14 protein-coding genes are annotated in these 17165 nt (G+C 40.3%); 4 read left to right on the top strand and 10 right to left on the bottom strand.

Going from position 1 to position 17165, the window contains the following annotated elements; genetic code table 11:
* Positions 1–99 precede the first annotated feature (99 nt).
* Both EKM69_RS04180 and EKM69_RS04175 read right to left on the bottom strand, forming a co-directional pair.
* Positions 100–1098 carry a LacI family DNA-binding transcriptional regulator gene (locus EKM69_RS04180; protein WP_125708434.1) on the bottom strand — a complete coding sequence of 333 codons (999 nt, stop codon included), beginning with the start codon at positions 1096–1098 and terminating at the stop codon, positions 100–102.
* A 4-nt stretch (positions 1099–1102) separates the two neighbouring features.
* Positions 1103–2569, bottom strand: coding sequence for a UDP-glucose--hexose-1-phosphate uridylyltransferase (locus tag EKM69_RS04175; protein ID WP_125708432.1), 1467 nt, complete (start codon positions 2567–2569; stop codon positions 1103–1105).
* Between the two features lie 183 nt (positions 2570–2752).
* Here EKM69_RS04175 and EKM69_RS04170 point away from each other — a divergent pair, with 183 nt between their 5' ends.
* Positions 2753–3622, top strand: coding sequence for a DegV family protein (locus EKM69_RS04170; RefSeq protein ID WP_125708430.1), 870 nt, complete (start codon positions 2753–2755; stop codon positions 3620–3622).
* A 513-nt stretch (positions 3623–4135) separates the two neighbouring features.
* On the opposite strand, the gene EKM69_RS04165 is transcribed toward EKM69_RS04170, so the two are convergent.
* Positions 4136–6799, bottom strand: coding sequence for an HAD-IC family P-type ATPase (locus EKM69_RS04165; protein ID WP_125708428.1), 2664 nt, complete (start codon positions 6797–6799; stop codon positions 4136–4138).
* 263 nt (positions 6800–7062) lie between these two features.
* Complete coding sequence (gene rlmD, locus EKM69_RS04160; protein WP_125708425.1) at positions 7063–8442, bottom strand: 23S rRNA (uracil(1939)-C(5))-methyltransferase RlmD; 1380 nt, start codon at positions 8440–8442, stop codon at positions 7063–7065.
* A 60-nt stretch (positions 8443–8502) separates the two neighbouring features.
* Between rlmD and recX the strand changes: the two genes are divergently transcribed.
* Both recX and ntdP read left to right on the top strand, forming a co-directional pair.
* Positions 8503–9270 (top strand): recombination regulator RecX, encoded by a 768-nt coding sequence (gene recX, locus EKM69_RS04155; protein WP_125708423.1) that lies wholly within the window; start codon positions 8503–8505, stop codon positions 9268–9270.
* Between the two features lie 75 nt (positions 9271–9345).
* Positions 9346–9879 (top strand): nucleoside tri-diphosphate phosphatase, encoded by a 534-nt coding sequence (gene ntdP / locus EKM69_RS04150; protein ID WP_125708421.1) that lies wholly within the window; start codon positions 9346–9348, stop codon positions 9877–9879.
* A gap of 915 nt (positions 9880–10794) precedes the next feature.
* On the opposite strand, the gene EKM69_RS04145 is transcribed toward ntdP, so the two are convergent.
* The 6 genes from EKM69_RS04145 to EKM69_RS04120 all read right to left on the bottom strand — a co-directional run bounded on the left by EKM69_RS04145 (position 10795) and on the right by EKM69_RS04120 (position 15655).
* Complete coding sequence (locus tag EKM69_RS04145) at positions 10795–11550, bottom strand: amino acid ABC transporter ATP-binding protein (RefSeq protein ID WP_125708419.1); 756 nt, start codon at positions 11548–11550, stop codon at positions 10795–10797.
* The gene (locus EKM69_RS04140; RefSeq protein WP_125708417.1) at positions 11550–12245 is read right to left on the bottom strand and encodes an amino acid ABC transporter permease; all 696 of its coding nucleotides are present in this window, start codon (positions 12243–12245) and stop codon (positions 11550–11552) included. Before EKM69_RS04140 ends, EKM69_RS04145 begins: the two co-directional genes overlap by 1 nt.
* A gap of 31 nt (positions 12246–12276) precedes the next feature.
* Positions 12277–13056 (bottom strand): transporter substrate-binding domain-containing protein, encoded by a 780-nt coding sequence (locus EKM69_RS04135; RefSeq protein ID WP_125708416.1) that lies wholly within the window; start codon positions 13054–13056, stop codon positions 12277–12279.
* Between the two features lie 81 nt (positions 13057–13137).
* Positions 13138–14061: a cysteine synthase A gene (gene cysK, locus EKM69_RS04130; RefSeq protein ID WP_125708415.1), complete on the bottom strand. Its 924-nt coding sequence runs from the start codon at positions 14059–14061 to the stop codon at positions 13138–13140.
* Positions 14062–14137: 76 nt separating this feature from the next.
* Positions 14138–14944 carry a homoserine O-acetyltransferase/O-succinyltransferase family protein gene (locus EKM69_RS04125; RefSeq protein ID WP_125708414.1) on the bottom strand — a complete coding sequence of 269 codons (807 nt, stop codon included), beginning with the start codon at positions 14942–14944 and terminating at the stop codon, positions 14138–14140.
* A gap of 240 nt (positions 14945–15184) precedes the next feature.
* On the bottom strand, positions 15185–15655 hold the full coding sequence (locus tag EKM69_RS04120) for a hypothetical protein (protein ID WP_125708413.1): 471 nt from the start codon (positions 15653–15655) through the stop codon (positions 15185–15187).
* A 128-nt stretch (positions 15656–15783) separates the two neighbouring features.
* Between EKM69_RS04120 and EKM69_RS04115 the strand changes: the two genes are divergently transcribed.
* Positions 15784–17139, top strand: coding sequence for a hemolysin family protein (locus EKM69_RS04115; RefSeq protein WP_125708412.1), 1356 nt, complete (start codon positions 15784–15786; stop codon positions 17137–17139).
* Positions 17140–17165 lie beyond the last annotated feature (26 nt).

Here is a 17165-nt window from a genome sequence, read left to right as displayed (position 1 = left end):
GCCTCCGGTTAACACAGGTGGTCGAGGCACGGCTTCGCCGCACCTTGTTCGACCACCCGCGTTAATCCTCAGCAGCTACCCGCGTCTCTCCACTCTCTGTTATTTCGTACTCTTCCTTCTAATCAACTTTGTATCCAACTCAATACGAGCAGGTGTGTGGTCTTTATTGGTTAGTTGGTCGATGAGTAGGTCTACTGCTGTTCCGCCCATCATTTTGGTTGATACTGCGACTGAGCTTAGTTCTGGATTTACGAAGCTGGCTAGGGAGGAGTTGTTGAAGCTGAAGATGCTTACTCGTTCCGGCACTTTTATCTTGGCTTCTTGTAAGGCTTGCAGTGCTCCTGCAGCCATGGGGTCGCTGGAAACGAAGAAGGCGTGGGGGAGGTTGTCTCCTCGTTGCTCGATGGCTTGCTTCATTTGATCGTAGCCGGAATCCTTGGTGAAGTCTCCCTTGAAACAATTAGCCACGTTGAATGTACCTTTTTTGGTCATGATATTTTTGAAAGCCGTAAATCTCGGGTCAGTGATAACGCGATTGTGGTCGGTGGTCTTTTCTTCGCCGTAGAGGATCCCAATGTCCTCGATGTGTTGCTTATTGAAAAAGTCGATCACGCGTTTAACGCCGAGTGAGAAGTCGGTCAAAACACAGTCGTAGCCGGATTCGAATTGGTTGTCATCGATGAAAACTATTTTGTTCGTGATATTAGTCAGCGACTTTACTTGTTGATCACTGAATTTACCAACAGCAATGATGCCGTTGATGTAGTTTTTGATGTCGGTGATGTTATTGTTAAAAATGCGAACGACATCAAATTTTTGTTGCTGGCTTCTTTGCTCGATGCCTTCTCTGATCATCATGTAGTACAAGTCGTCTTGTTCTTTTTCCTCAGAATACCATTGAACTAAGGCGAGACGTTTTTGAAAATTGTTGCTAACTTTTTTATTAGTTTTTTTGTAGTTTAATTGTTTAGCAATTAAGATGATCGTGTCACGGGTGTTTTTAGTCACTGATAAGCTCATGTCGTGATTCAAAACACGAGAGACTGTGGCGGTCGAAACGCCGGCTTTTTCAGCGATGTCTTTTAAAGTTGCTGCCATTAAGCTACTCCTCCTTTAATTTTTCTGCAAAACGGTCGAATGCTGCATCACCAGCGACATCACGTTTGAAGACTCCGGCATCTTCCAAGATCCGGGCAAAAACATTTCCCAGCTCGTGGCAGACTACTTCGTCTACGTTGGCAACGGTACAGTCATCGTTTTGTTTGATCTGGTCAGCCCAAGCGCGGTGATATTCAGCAATTTGATTAGGTTGATCTAAGACGTACTTTTCAACCTCTTTTAATTCTTGAGCAAGTCTACCAGGCAAAACAGCTCGTCCCATTACTTCGATCAAGCCGATACCTTCTTTTTTGATGTGTTGAACATCTTGATGTGGGTGGAAGATCCCATCAGGATATTTTGCTGATGTCTGATTGTCTCTTAAGACTAGTTCTAAGAAATATTGACCTTCATTTTGATAAGCGATAGGTGTGACGGTGTGGTGCTCATTGCCGTCAGTGTAGGCTCGAATGTCGACTGATTCATCGGTATAATTTTTCCAGAAATCTAATATCTTGCCAGCTACGGGAACGATTTTGTTCGGGTCATCGCTTTGGATCCGCAACGATGTCATTGGCCAATCGATCCGACCGACTTTTACCCCAGGGATGTTTAAGTCAATATCTTGCATGACTTTCGCATCCATCATTGGGAAGTGATGACGGCCACCTTGATAGTGCATGTGGGCGGTAATAGTGCCACCAATGATCGGCAAGCCGGCATTGCTACCGACAAAATATTCAGGGAAGTCTTCAACGATAGCCAATAAGTTAGCAAAGGTATGTTGATTCATTTCCATTGGTCTGTGGACATCAGGTGTAAAAATCACGTGTTCGTTAAAATATTGGAATGGTGAGAATTGGAAGCACCAAGTTTCACCACTTAGCTGCATGCGGATGATCCGTAAATTAGCCTTAGTAAAGAGGCCAACTTTTCCAGTATAGCCTTCATTTTCAATACAGAGAGGACACTTAGGATAGCCGTTGTTAAATTTTTTTTGCGTATGCATCAACATTTTTGGTTCGACTTCGGGTTTCAACATATTGATGTTGATCTCAAGGTCACCATACTTGGTCGGTGCATCAAAATTGATATTTTTAGCAATCGAACGAGTTTTAATGTAATTGTTTCGTTTGCACAATTGGAAAAAATAATTCGTAGCTTTACTAGGGCGACGTTGATATAAATTCCAAAAAATTTCGTTCACCGTCGAAGGTAGTGGAGTCGCTAGATCCATCAAGTAGTCACCAAGTTTTTCCCGAGAGTCTTCGTCACCAGAGATCTTGCCGTTTTCAATGGCAGTTTCGATCAAGCCATCCATCAAATTTAACAAGTCATTAGTGTGTGAATCAGAATCAGTCACGTCGCCGATCAAGCCTTTGATTCGATTATTCAAATAGATCCGGTCGATATCTTCGAAGCTAGTATTGTTGTCGATAATGTATTCAACAAACTTATCAATGTCATTCATGAACGCTTATCTCCATTTAGTAAATATTTAGTTAATTAAATGATAACGCTTTCGTTTTTCCTTCACAAGAAAATTACTAATAATATAGTAATTTCATTCATATTTATTGTTGGTAAATATTGATATTTAGTATGTTATTATTTAGACATTATTTATTTAATTTAAAGAATAGAGGACATCTATATGCCAACGGCAGTCGTTACAGATACAGCCGCATATTTAACACCTGAGCAAATCGAGGAGTATCACATCACTGTTTTGCCGATCACTGTTATTTTGGGGGACAAGCAATACAAGGAAACTGAAGAATTAGGCTTAAATACTTTTTATGATTATTTAAAAAACGAAAAAGAACTACCAACAACTTCACAAGTTTCAATGGGACAAATCAAAGAAGCCTACGACAACTTAGTAGACCAAGGCTACGACAACATCATCTCGATCCACTTATCAAGCGGGATCACATCGTTCATGGACAATTTAAGAATGTTTTGCAAAGAATACGACAAAGCCAAAGTTTATCCATTCGATTCCCTTGTAGCCAGCGCTGGGGAAGCCGACTTAGCGTTACTAGCAGGCTCAATGGTCCAAGCAGGAAAAAATCCTGAAGAAATCATAGAAAAAATGAAACAAATGCGCGCCTCCAGAGACGTATACTTTGCAGTAGATGACCTAAAACACCTAATGAGAACTGGCAGATTAAGCAACCGCTCAGCAGTAATAGGAAACCTACTAAACATCAAACCAATGCTAACCTTCGATCCAGAAGGAAAAATCATAGCAATAGGCAAAGAAAGAACCATGAAACGCTGCCTAAAAGCAGTAATAAACAAAATGGAACCAGAAATAAACCAATCAAAATACCCGATCCACGCCACAGTAATAGACGCCAACAATCAAGCAACATCAGACAACTGGACAAACGAACTACATGAAAAATTCCCAAAAATAAGAATAACCCAAAGCCACCTAGGCCCAGCAATCAGCGTCCACACAGGAGAAAAAACCATGGGAGTACTATGGGAAATAGATTGGCAGTACTTGAATAAGTAAAAAGCAATAACAAATAAAATAAATAATAGAGAAAAAAATGATAAGACCCCATAAACAGAAATCAATCAAATGTTTATGGGGTTTTTACGTGTGTAAAAAATAAAAAGTGAACTTAAGTTATAAGGCTTCTTGGGGTTTACCAACCAAGAATAAGACCGAGATAGACCGAAAAAACTAGGGCAGCAAAAAGCGCCAATTTAACCAGAAAAACTCGGTCACCATAAAAAAAGAGAGGGGTTATGTATTCAACCAAATCTAGGTGGAGGGGCGGGGCGCTATATGGGTTCAGCTGTGAAATTATTGTTATCGATTTATCGCTTACAATAAGACTCGTATTGGAGATGTCCGGGTGAACTTCCCGGATAGCTTCAATCGACGTCCACAGCGTTCCAATCCCATATAGCGCCCCGCCCCGGAACCGGCAATCAACGCACAACACAATCTACCACCACCAATTCCACCAACAAAACAAAAAAGGATCCCGCAAAAAAAGCGAGATCCAGTAAAATACAATTAACCACGAACACGTCCAGCCCGCTTAAATCCAATCCACTTAGCAAACTCGGCAATCAAGAACACTGCCACTCCGCCAACTAAAGCAACTAACCACTCGAACCACCCAATAGCAGCAGTATGGAAAACCGACTGCATAAATGGCACATAAGTAAGGATCAATTGCAGGATCATCATTAAAGCGATGAAAATGTAAGATTTTTTATTAACGAGCATTTCTTTCGACATAGCATAATTCTTAGTTCTGATATTGAACAAGTAGAAGATCTTACCAACGATCAAGACGTTGATCATCGTAGTACTTGTCACAGCTGCTGAAACTCCAGCACGGGTGAACCATTCATCAACGATCATACCGATGATAGCCATCAAGATCGAAATGTAGATGACTTGGTTGACGTCACTCTTGTTCATTAGACCACTTCCGGTCTTTCGTGGCGCCCGTTTCATGATACCTTTTTCAGCCGGCTCAAAAATCAGGGCAAATTGGATCGTTGTGGCTGAGACCATGTTGATCCAAAGTAATTGCGTTGGGTGAAGGGGAATGTCATCACGAGCCAAGATAGCAAAGGCGATGATCAAACCTTCAGCAAACGAAATTGGTAATAAGTAGAGAATACTTTTCTTAATGTTATCGAAGATCCGACGACCTTCTTTAATAGCTTTGGAAATTGTTGCAAAGTTATCGTCGGTCAAGATCATATCGGCCGAGTCCTTAGCAACGTCAGTACCCTTGATACCCATGGCAATACCGATATCGGCCCGTTTTAAAGCAGGGGCATCGTTGACACCGTCACCAGTCATGGCAGTAACTTTGTTGTCTTGCTGCAAGGCTTTGATGATCTCAATCTTGTTTCCTGGTGTAGTTCTAGCAAAAACTTGATTTCTGTTAGCAGCGAGAACTTTATCTTCGTCACTCAATTGATCCCATTCAGGACCAGTGATTGCGTGGATTTCATTAGCTAAACCTAGTTTTTCACCGATAGCAGTCGCAGTAGCTGCACTATCACCTGTGATCATTTTGACTTCAACACTGGCAGAGCGAATTTCTTTCAGTGCTTGAATAACTTCCTCACGAGGAGGGTCAATGATGGCCGCAAGTCCTAAGAAATGCAAACCAGTCTTGATCAAGTCGTGGGTAACGTCGTCAACGTTTCCATCAACCTCACGATAACCAACGGCAATGACACGTTTACCTTGGCGCGAGTAGTCTTCGACAGTTTGAGTCCATTTCGGAATATCGAAGCTTTCGTCGAGCGTTTTGAACATAGCAAATAATTTATCAGGTGAACCTTTAACGAATAAAGTTTGTTGATCATCTTTTTTAACTAATTGACCCATGTAACGATAATCGGAGTCAAAAGGTAAGATGTCGACTTTTTGATAATGGTCTTTGGTGCCAACGGGGTAGACCTTGTTGTAAAGCGATAAGAAAGCACCATCAGTTGGTTCACCGTTGATGTTCCATTTGTTGTCTTCGTGCGTTAAAACTGTATCGTTAGCGTAGTAACCAGCTTGAACGAAGAGATCTAGTTGTCGATCAAGGTCGACTTTTTGACCATCTTGGGTAATTTCGCCGACCGGTTCATAACCAGTTCCGCTAACTTGATAAGTTTTATCAGCGAAGATCAAGTCGGTCACGGTCATTTCGTTTTTAGTCAAAGTACCAGTTTTGTCGGTCGCAATGACGTCAACTGAACCTAGAGTTTCAACAGAAGGTAAAGTTTTGATGATCGTATTTTGGTTTTTAGCCATGTCAGAAACACCTTTGGCTAAAATTACTGAAGTCGTTGCGGGCAATCCTTCAGGGATAGTACCAACGACTACAGAGATCACGGCCATAGCTAAGACAGGCAGTGAATAAATATCAAACATAAATCCGATGATAAAGATCACAACGGCGGCAATCAAGATCACGTAAGAAACACCAGTACCTAATTTGTCGATGACTTGCATCAATGGTGTCTTACGAGTCTTAACGGCACTAACTTCGTCAGAGATCTTACCGATCTCAGTAGCGTTACCAGTAGCGACAACGATACCAATACCACTACCGTTAGTTACCGCGGTAGAAGCAAAGGCCATGTTCTTCTGGTCAGCTAAAGCAACGTTGTCTTCAGGAATAGCTTCTTCGATTTTTTCAACGGAGTCAGCTTCACCAGTTAAAGCAGATTCTTGGATACTCAAGTTATCCGCTACGACGATCCGCAAGTCAGCGGGGACGTTGTCACCAGCTTCTAGATAGACATAATCGCCAACGACGATTTTTTCAGCGGGGATGTCGATCCTTCGACCGTCACGATAGACCGTCGCATCGGTCGAAAGCATCTCTTTGATCTTTTCAACGGCATTTGAGGCACTTGTTTCTTGGAAATAGCCGATCAATGTATTGATGATCACTACGATGGCAATGATGACGGCATCAGAATACTCTTGCAAGGCCACAGTCAAGACGACGGCAGCTAGTAAGATGTAAATAACCATGTTGTTGAACTGACGCAAGAAAATCAGCCATTTCGGAGTTTGTTGCGACTCCAGTTTATTAGGACCGTCTTCACGCAGCTTTTTCTCAGCCGCATGAGCTGAAAGTCCTTGTTCAAAATCCTTAGTATTATTATTCCTCTGTATTTCAGACAGGTCCGTTTGATAGTTTAGGGGGTCCATTTTCATATCCTCTTTAATTTGAATTTGTTTGGAAAAAAAGAGAACTTTGGTAAACACGAATTACCGGAAATAACGGAATTTATCTATAGTGATAGATTCGACCAATAAAACGGATTTTGCATTTGAATAAACGCTTACCAAAGTTCTCCTAAACAGGATTCACTTTTAATATGAAAAAAGTTATTTGTGTCTTCAGTTGAGAAGGCTCCTCGTTTCTAAATTTAGTAATAATATCTTATCAAGATTATTATGTTTGGTCAAACTTATCTTCTCGAAAACTTAACGATCGTCTCCACGTGTGGTGTTTGTGGGAACATGTCGACTGGTTGTAAATAGTCAACTCGGTATTTACGAGTAAGTAAAGTTAGGTCTTTAGCCAAGGTTGATGGATTGCAAGAAATGTAAACGAGTTTTTCAGGGCGGTTATTCAAAATCGTTTGGATCAATTTATCATCTAAGCCAACTCTAGGTGGATCAACGATCAAAGCTGTCGGATCAATGTCTTGTTCCAATAGCTTTGGATAAACTTCATCGACTGATCCGACAAAGTATTCCGCGTTATCAACATCATTTAATTCGGCATTTTTCTTAGCATCCTCGATAGCTTCAGGGATGATCTCGATGCCGTAAACCTTTTTAACTTGGTCGGCAAGATTAATACCGATCGTTCCTACACCACAGTAGGCGTCGAGTAAAATATCATCTTTTGAAGGATTCAAGGCTTCAGTAGCCAAGTCGTACAACTTGTCAGTTTGTAACGAGTTCAGCTGCAAGAAAGCACGAGGCGACAAGTCGAAGATCGAGCCATTGATATCTTCCTTCAAATATTGATCGCCCCAAAGCAACTTAGTTTCATCGCCCCAGACTGGTCCTTGGTCTTTCAAGTTGATATTTTGCGAGATCGAACAAACTTCAGGTATCTCTTTGTTGATGGCTTCGATCACTTGACGCTCTTTCAAAAATTTAGGCGAACGAGTGACAAAGGTTACTTGTAATTGGTTGAACTCAACTGATTGACGAATGATGATCATGCTGAGAATACCAGATTTAGCTTGAGGATCATAAACTGGTAATCCCAAGTCTTCAATGATCTTGACGATTTTTCTCATGGCTGACATCGTCAGATCCATTTGCGTTGGCATCTCAGTCAGATCAACTAATTCCTGGGTGCCATTTTTGTACAAACCACATTTGATTTTGCCGTCAACCATTTGAATAGGAAATTGGGCTTTATTCCGATACTTCTCTTGTTGAGGCGAAGCAATCGTTGGTTTGATCGTATAATGTTCGTATGCATGAGGCTTATATTTTTCCAATGATTCACGCAAAATATCAGCTTTAAATTTCAACTGATCCTCATATTTAATGTGAGCAAACTCCAGACCACCCACTTCACTTGCTAAAGGAGTCACATCTTCGTTACGATAAGGACTGCGAGTTCTAATTTTGTGGATCTTTCCGTTAATAAAGCGGGGATGTAGGTCAACCACTTCACAAACGATGACATCTTCGGGTACAGCACTAGGGACAAAGACAATAACGTGCTTGAAAAAGCCGATTCCTTCGCCGTTGATGCCGATCCGTTTGATTGTCAGTGGAAAACGATCTCCTACTTTAAGTTCTTCTGTTATATTATTATTCATGAATTCTTCCTTTATTTAGGCTCTAAACTACATTTGAGTATAACACGCGAGGTAAGTCAATTGACAAAAGTTACAAAAATACAAGCTCAAAAAAGAAAAGGCCGTTACAACGTTTATTTAGACGGTGAATACGCCTTTCCAGTCGGTGAAAGTACCTTGATCGAATTTCGATTAATGAAAGATCTAGAATTGACTGATGCCCAAGTTACTTTGATCAAAAACAAAGAAAATACTAACAAAGCTTACGGTGATGCCGTCAATTATTTAAGCTACGAATTACGAACTGAAAAAGAGATCAAAGACTACTTATATAAAAAAGAGTACACAACTCCGACCATCATGGATGTCTTAGATCGATTGAAGGAGCTCAATTACGTCGATGATGCCACCTACGCCCAAAGTTTCATCAATACGCAATTAAGGCTTTCCGCCAACGGTCCGAAGATCATCGAACAAAAGATGTTCAAAAAAGGCGTTCCCGATTCGATCATCAAAGAGAAAATGTCTGAGATCGACCAAGACATTTTGCTAGAAAATGCGACCGATTTTGCCAAGAAGCAACTGCGCAAAACTAATCACGGATCATTTAAACAACAAATGATCAAGCTCAAACAAAGTTTGTACTCGAAAGGTTACAGCGGAGACATTACTAACCAAGCAATCGAGTCCTTAGACCTAGAAAAAGATGAGGATGAGGAATTAGACAATCTTCGTAAAATGATCAACAAAGTTTCTCATCGCTACGATAACACCTCGAAATTGATCAATTATTTGATGGGTAAAGGTTTTTCTTACTCAGAAATAAAACGAGCGCTTGAAGAAGATTGAGTATGATTATTCTTTTAATAGTTTCACGGCTCTGTTATAATTTTTTTGAACAAGATTTTGAAAGCTGGTTACGTTATGCAAATACCCAGAGAAGGGGATTACGTAGCAATCCAGAGTTATAAACATGATGGTCACTTGCATCGGACGTGGCGTGAAACAATGGTATTGAAGACCAGTGAAAATGAGATCATCGGCTGTAACGAGAATACTCTAGTTACCGAGTCTGACGGTCGTCGTTGGGTCACAAGAGAACCAGCGATAGTTTATTTTCATAAGCATTATTGGTTCAATATCATCGCAATGATTCGTGACACAGGCGTGTCTTATTATTGCAATTTGGCAACACCATTCGTTCTCGACAAAGAGGCCATCAAGTATATAGATTATGATTTAGATGTCAAAGTATTTCCTGATGGAGAAAAACGGCTACTCGATGTTGATGAGTATGCTGCCCACAGTAGAATGTGGAGATATCCACCTGAAATAGATAAGATTCTACATTATAATGTGGATGTTTTGATTGATTGGATAGACCAGGGAAAGGGACCATTTTCCCCGGAATATATAGATCTCTGGATGAAGAGATACAATGAGTTGTCTCACCATTAAATGGATTGCACGATCCTTTGACTGCCATGTTTTATTGGCAGTCATTTTTTTATTTTTTGAGGTTGTAGTTTGGTTGGTGGTTCACTGCCGGTTCGGTGGAGGGTTCCGGGAATTTCGCCGTGGAACGCTGCGGGCCAACTTTGAGCTATCCAAGGAAACCCGCCTTGGACATCTCAAAGCTTGACCTTTTCGTAAGCACGGCCCATGCCGTGCAAACAAAAATTTCGCGGCTGACGGCGAATTCCCTCCACCCTCCACCGAACCTAGGTTTGTCAAAAATCGATTTTGGGGTGGGAATTGTGGTCCCTAGGTTTGGTGTGATTTGATTGCTATTTTTCTTCCCCTTATCTGGTCCATTTATTTTTGATCATTTCATCGGTTCTTTTGTCATTCCATGTTTTTCTTGCTCTTTTCTCGCTCCTTCGTCGCTTGAAACTCGCAATTTTTGCGATAAGGGTCTGAGGGGGTATCTCAAAAATCAATTACTGTATGAGATAAATGATTTCTTCACTAACAAAGTAAAAACCGATGATTTTTCAAAAATAAATCAACAAGATAGAAATAAGATGTCAAAATCCTAGGAGAGGATAAAAATAAGTACATCAATATAAACCCAAACAACTACCACTATAAAGGTAAGTACCGTGCCCCCACACAAAAAAGATATTATTGTACCCCTAGGTCCTGGAGGGTGGAGGAAAATCGCTGTCAGCCATGAAATTTCACTTAGCGGTTCACCGCTTAGTGAAAGACCCAGCTTTGAAACAAGCGAGTGGTCTTCTCGATTGGTTCAAAGTGGGTCCATGGCGTTCCACAGCGCATTTTCCGGAACCCTCCAGGACCGGCAGTGAACCGCCACCAATCAAAACATACCTCAATAAAAAAGTAGCTCAGACGATATCTGAGCTACTTTTTTTATTTGTTAATTTTATTTGGATCCAATGAGATCCCAGCGAGAAAGTCTTTGATTCTTGGTGTTGGGTTTTCGAAGAAGTCGTTTGTGGCTCCGTCGTAGACTTTTTCACCATCTTCAATGAAGACTATTTTGTCTGATACTAGTCTGGCAAATTCCATGTTGTGGGTTACGATGATCATTGATTGTCCATCTTTTGCCATTTCTTCTAGGATCTTGAGTACTTGTGTTTCTAGCTCGGGATCTAGGGCACTGGTTGGTTCGTCTAGTAAGATGTAGTCTGGGTCCATTGCTAGAGCTCTACAGATGGAGATTCTTTGTTGTTGTCCTCCGGATAGTTGACTTGGATATCTGTCTTCGTATTCGGCTAGGCCAACTTTGTCTAAGAGATCTCTGGCTACTTTGTTGGCTTCATCTTGTGACATTTTCAAAACGTTGACTGGTGCTTCGGTAATGTTCTTTAGCACTGTCAAGTTTGGGAACAAGTTCCAGTTTTGGAAAACCATGCTCGTCTTTTGACGGATCCTCATGCTATCTTTTTTGGATAGTGATTCAGCGTAGTTGTAAGAAAAATCTGAGAAGTTTAAGACTCCTGATTCTGGTCTTACTAGTAAGTCGATCGAACGTAGTAAGGTCGATTTTCCTGATCCTGATGGCCCTAAGATCACTGAGGTTTTTCCTTCAGGGAAGTCAACGGAGATGTCTTTTAAGACTTCTTTACCGTCGTACTTCTTGATGATGTTTTTCATTGAGATCATTAAGCTTCACTTCCTTTAACGTATCTTGAAGTTCTCTTTTCGAGGTAGTGTTGTAACCAAGTTAAGAGACTGCAGATGATGGCGTAGAGTGCTGCTGCTAATGTGTACATTAGTAGTGGCTGGAAGTTCTTAGCGGTGATCTGTTGACTGACTTGAAACATTTCCAAAATGGTGATCGAACTGGCCAGGGAAGTGTCCTTTACCAAACTAATGAATGAGTTCGATAGTGGTGGTAAAGCAATTCTGACAGCTTGTGGCAAGATGATCTTCATTAATGTTTGTTTCGTTGAAAAACCTAAGGTAAAAGCTGCGTCCCATTGATCTTGTGGGACTGATAATAAAGCTGAACGGATCGTTTCTGAGGCATAAGCACCAGTGTTAAGTGAGAATCCGATCACTGCAGCGATAAATGGATCTAATTGCACACCGATATTTGGCAATCCAAAGAAAATGATGAACAGCTGAACTAGGAGTGGCGTTGAACGAAAGACCCAAACATAAAAATTGGCGATCGCTCTTAAAACTAACCATGGATACTTGATGGCTTTGTTTTCACTCGGTTCAATAAATTTGATTAAAGCTGTTAGGACTGCAAGTATCAATCCAAATATAAATGCGATTATCGCTAACGGAATGGTGTATTGCACCATTGCGACTAACATTTCTGGCAATGATGTAATAATTATATGCCACATAAAATCCGCCCCTCTCGAAAATTAAAAATGATTATTTACTAATGTCTTCACCGAAGTACTTGATCGATAGACGCTTGAGTGTGCCATCTTCTCTAAGTTCTTGTTCGGCTTTGTTGACCTTGTCGCGTAAAGCTGTGCTATCTTTGTTGAAAATTGGAGCAATCTTAGTATTTGGAATCTTGTTAGTTGGGATAACTTGATACTTCAATCCGCTGTTCTTGTTATCTTTTTGCCAAGTTAAGAAAGCTTCACGTGAATTGATAGTAGCTTTGACACGTCCTTGTTTGATCATAGACATTGTAGTAGCAAAATCAGATGATGGGACGATATTAGCTCCGAATTTCTTAGCTTTGTTGTAGTTGTCGGTACCAGTACCTTCAGCCACTTTGACACCCTTTAAATCGTCGACTGATTTGATAGAAGGATCGTCTTCTTTAGTAATTAAAACTGATTTTGATTGAACGTAAGGTTTAGCAAAGATGTAATGCTTTTCTCTGTCTTTAGTTTCACCAACGTTGTTGATCACGATATCGAAAGTCTTTGAATTTAGACCGGCGATCAATGAGTCCCATTTAGTTGGAACAAACTTAGCTTTAAGGTCCATCTTTTTAGCTAAAGCTTTAGCAAAATCAACTTCAAAACCAGTTAATTTACCATTTTCACGGTATGAATAAGGAGCATAAGTTCCTTCAAGTCCGATCGTAAGAGTCCCCGCGGTCTTAGTCTCGCTTGACTTGTTGGATGAGCAACCTGTAAGCACTAAGGCGATAGTTGCTACTAATGAAAGTAGTACTAGAATTCGTTTCTTCATATTCTGAATTTCCCCCAATAGAATTAATGTTTTTTATTCTCTCACAAATTGCTATTAATTAAAAAGATTTGAATTTAATTTCTAGAAATTAAATAAATCAGTTGATAAGTATCTTTCGCCGTTGTCAGGTGAGACTGTAACGACCTTTTTGCCTTTGCCTAACTTCTTGGCGATTTCAATAGCACCAAAGATATTAGCACCAGCAGAAATTCCTGGTAAAAAGCCTTCTTTACGGCTGACTTCTTGAGCCATGTTGATAGCTTGGTCAGAAGTAACTTCGACGATGTCTGAGTATGAGTCTTGATCTAAGGTATCTGGGATCATACCAGCACTGATTCCTTGGATCTTGTGCTTACCAGTTTTTCCTTCTTTAAGTAGAGGAGATTCGGCAGCTTCAAGAGCATAGATTTTAACGTCTGGGAATTTCTTAGTCAAAGCGTGGCTGACACCTGATAAAGTACCACCAGTACCAACACCGGCTACGAAAGCATCAACTGTTTCACCTGCAAAGGCATCGATGATTTCTTTACCAGTTGTTTTTTCATGGATCTCAGGGTTAGCTGGATTTGAGAATTGCATAGGTAGGAAGTAACCTTTTTCTTCAGATAATTCTTTAGCACGTTTGATGGCACCACCCATACCTTCGCTTCCTGGTGTAAGGACTAGTTCAGTACCATAACCTTGCATGATCTTACGACGTTCAACACTCATTGTGTCTGGCATCATGATGATCAAGTGATAGCCTTTGGCAGATGCTACAAGTGAAAGACCGATTCCTGTGTTACCTGAAGTAGGTTCAACGATAGTGTCACCAGGTTTTAACTTGCCGGCTTTTTCGGCAGATTCGATCATTGATAGGGCAATACGGTCTTTAATGGAACTTCCTGGGTTAAAGAACTCCAATTTTACATACACGTCAGCAGCGTCTTCTGGTACAACGTTGTTCAACTTAACGATAGGTGTGTTACCAATTAATTCTGTGATATTGTTTGCAATTTTTGTCATGATATTCCTCCAATGAATTCCTTAATATTCTTATTGTATAACATTCAGTAGATCTTTACGCCTGAGACCACCTCCATCAGCTACACGCTTGCTCCTTAGCAGCCATGACTTGTTCGACCCAGTTACCAAAGAACTTTTCTTGGATCTCTTTCCAAGCAAACATAGGCTGGTCGTTGATCGGTGAATAGTAGTTTTCTGGCTGGACCGGATCAAGCTCTGGATGGGCGTTGTATTCTCTCTCGTATTCCTTCTTCAAATCGTCTCGTTGATATTCCAGATGTGAAAATAGGAAAGCTTGAGGTTTGCCTTTTGCCTCGGCTAAAAATAGTAAGCCTTTGTCATTTAAAACGTTCAAGACTAGTTGAGAATTGTCATTGATCTGTTGTTGATTCATTTCCGCATATCTAGCATGTGGAGCAGGGAAATTGTCGCTAATGTTTTGCAAAAGTTTTGACGAGTGCAAGACGTTATTTTGGAAAACGCCAAAAGTTTTATGCGGTAGGATCTTTTTGTCGATGCCGTACAAATGATGTAAGGCTGCCATCGCACCCCAGCAGACGTACAGCTGGGGGATCCTCATTTCATTTAAAGTATTTAATAATTCGTTGATCTCATCTTCATAGGTGACTTCGGAAAAATCCAATTGTTCGATCGGACTGCCGGTGATAATAAAGCCATCTAAGTTGGGAAGGTCATTCAGATCCAAAGGTTTCATCGTATTGGTGATCGATGGATCTAGTTTCCGGTCAACATAACGAGTGGCTGAATAATAGTAAACTAATTCAACGTTGTTATGTGCCCGGGTCAGTGACTTATAAAAGTTTTGATTCGTTTCGAGTTTGTTATACATCAAATTCAAAACACCAATTTTTACAGTGTCCACGATGTTGCTCCTTTCCATTCCATAAAAAAAGGGAACTGACTAATTGTCAGCTCCCTTGAATAAAGTATTCGCTACTAGTTATCAATTGAGTGGAATTAGACATGCTGAAAAAGTATAATGATCTTTCATCATTACACAGCAACATGCATCCATTTTTGTGTTGTATGATTGCTTCATGTCAAATTCTCCTCTGATAGTTATGCATTTAGAATATGATTAGTATTTCATTAAGTCAAGTATTTAATCTTTTATTTTCTTTTTTTCGGTATAAATCGATAGTGAGTCGAATTCGAGGTATGAGGCTAAGGTCACGGATACCATCACGATCAAGACGAGCCAACCGATGGTCGATCCTAAGATTTGTGATAGGGGAAATACTTTAGCCACGAGATAAATACTACCGATGCTCAAGAAAAAGTCGATCAATAAGTTTAAACCGATGATGACTTTGTCGCGTTCCAGGATAAAAAAGTGAATGAAACGTTTGAGTGGTTTTCTAGTGGAATTACGATACATGATCAGAATCGGCCGTTGTGCGATCACCTTGATGGCGAAGATCCCTAAGGAACCGACGATCCCACCAACCACGATTCGCCAAGTCAAAGCGTGTAAGACTAGAGCATTGTAGGCCATGCCTGCGATCAGAAGGCTTACTATGTAAGGGATGAAGAAGAAAAATAAATAAATAACGATGATTTTTTTGTTAGACAATTTCAATTACTCCTTATATAGTATTAAATTTATTTTATCATTAATGGCAGTAATATTGTTGAATTGTTTTACACCTGCTATAATTGTTACATCATTTTTATTTAATATGAAAGAGAGTGAAAAAATTAATGAGTGATGACCCTGTCGCGTTAAGCGTACAATTATTGATTATTGTCGTATTAACGCTCCTAGATGCTATTTACGCTGCTGGCGAGATGGCAATCGTTTCGGTAAATAAGGCGGAAGTCGAGAAAAAGGCCGAACAAGGCGGTCGTAAGGACAACCGCATTTTACGCGAAATCAATCATCCTACTAATTTTTTATCAACGATCCAAGTAGCAGTGACCTTAGCTGGGTTTTTATCTTCAGCAATTGCTGCCACAAGTTTAAGTACAAAATTAGAAGGTGTGATCGGTAATTTTCCAGGAAGCATGGAACTTTCAATCGTTATTATTACGATCGTCCTATCTTTTCTGATTTTGATCTTTGGCGAACTATTTCCCAAACAGATCGCCGTTCACCGGTCATATCAAGTATTAAGATTTACCGAACCTATTATTAATGCTACTAGCAAGATCTTGAAACCATTCGTTTGGTTCATGACTGCTTGCTTGCACGGTTTGATGAAAATCACACCGATCGATTTTTCTCAAAAGAAAGACAAGGTATCTCGTAATGAGATGCTTTCAACGATTCAAAAGTCGCGTGAAAGCGGCACGATCAATGCTGACGAGTATCAAATGCTTCAAGGTATTATCAAGTTCAGTGATAAGACGGTCCGTGAAGTCATGGTCCCTAGAACTGACGCTTTCATGATCGATATTAACGACTCGTTAGATGATAATATCGATGCAATTTTAGCACAGCCTTATTCACGTGTCCCTGTTTACGGCGGTGATAAGGATACTATTATCGGAATCGTTCATATTAAGAACTTGTTGAAGCAAGCTCGTATTTCTGGTTTTGAGAATGTTAACTTGAAGAAGTTAATGATTGAACCACTATTCGTTCCTGAATCTACTAGTATCGATTCCTTACTATTGAAGATGCAGTCGACACAGACACAAATCGCCATGATCATGGATGATTACGGTGGTGTGGTTGGATTGGCTACGATCGAAGATATTTTGGAAGAGATAGTTGGTGAGATCGATGACGAATATGATCAAACTACTACTAATTATCACCGAATCTCTTCAACTAAATACTCTGTAGTTGGTAAGCTCTCAATCGAAGATTTCAACGATTTATTCGATGAAGATATTGACGAAGAGCAAGAAGACGCCGATACTATTGCAGGATATTTAATTATGAATTTAAATGAGATCCCTGATGTTAACCACCCTAAGAGCATTACTTTAAAGAGTGGCGTGAAGTTGACTTCAGGTAAGGTCGATGGCGCTAGGATCCAAAATGTGATCGTTAAGATCCCTAAAAATAAAGTAAAAGTCGTAACGACAAATATGTTTGAAAAGAAATACTAATGTATTTCTTTTTTTATGAGTTAGGA

It is taken from the genome of Companilactobacillus zhongbaensis, assembly GCF_003946515.1.
Lineage (GTDB): Bacteria > Bacillota > Bacilli > Lactobacillales > Lactobacillaceae > Companilactobacillus > Companilactobacillus zhongbaensis.
The sequence above is the reverse complement of the archived record's forward strand: the minus strand, read 5'-3'. Positions and strand labels throughout refer to the sequence as shown.

What these genes read in the sequence shown, in the direction of transcription:
- EKM69_RS04180 (WP_125708434.1), bottom strand. Translation starts at nt 1,098, where the DNA reads ATGGCAGCAACTTTAAAAGACATCGCTGAAAAAGCCGGCGTTTCGACC.
- EKM69_RS04115 (WP_125708412.1), top strand. Translation starts at nt 15,784, where the DNA reads ATGAGTGATGACCCTGTCGCGTTAAGCGTACAATTATTGATTATTGTC.
- rlmD (WP_125708425.1), bottom strand. Translation starts at nt 8,442, where the DNA reads ATGAATAATAATATAACAGAAGAACTTAAAGTAGGAGATCGTTTTCCA.
- EKM69_RS04165 (WP_125708428.1), bottom strand. Translation starts at nt 6,799, where the DNA reads ATGGACCCCCTAAACTATCAAACGGACCTGTCTGAAATACAGAGGAAT.
- EKM69_RS04140 (WP_125708417.1), bottom strand. Translation starts at nt 12,245, where the DNA reads ATGTGGCATATAATTATTACATCATTGCCAGAAATGTTAGTCGCAATG.
- EKM69_RS04170 (WP_125708430.1), top strand. Translation starts at nt 2,753, where the DNA reads ATGCCAACGGCAGTCGTTACAGATACAGCCGCATATTTAACACCTGAG.
- EKM69_RS04175 (WP_125708432.1), bottom strand. Translation starts at nt 2,569, where the DNA reads ATGAATGACATTGATAAGTTTGTTGAATACATTATCGACAACAATACT.
- ntdP (WP_125708421.1), top strand. Translation starts at nt 9,346, where the DNA reads ATGCAAATACCCAGAGAAGGGGATTACGTAGCAATCCAGAGTTATAAA.
- EKM69_RS04145 (WP_125708419.1), bottom strand. Translation starts at nt 11,550, where the DNA reads ATGATCTCAATGAAAAACATCATCAAGAAGTACGACGGTAAAGAAGTC.
- cysK (WP_125708415.1), bottom strand. Translation starts at nt 14,061, where the DNA reads ATGACAAAAATTGCAAACAATATCACAGAATTAATTGGTAACACACCT.
- EKM69_RS04135 (WP_125708416.1), bottom strand. Translation starts at nt 13,056, where the DNA reads ATGAAGAAACGAATTCTAGTACTACTTTCATTAGTAGCAACTATCGCC.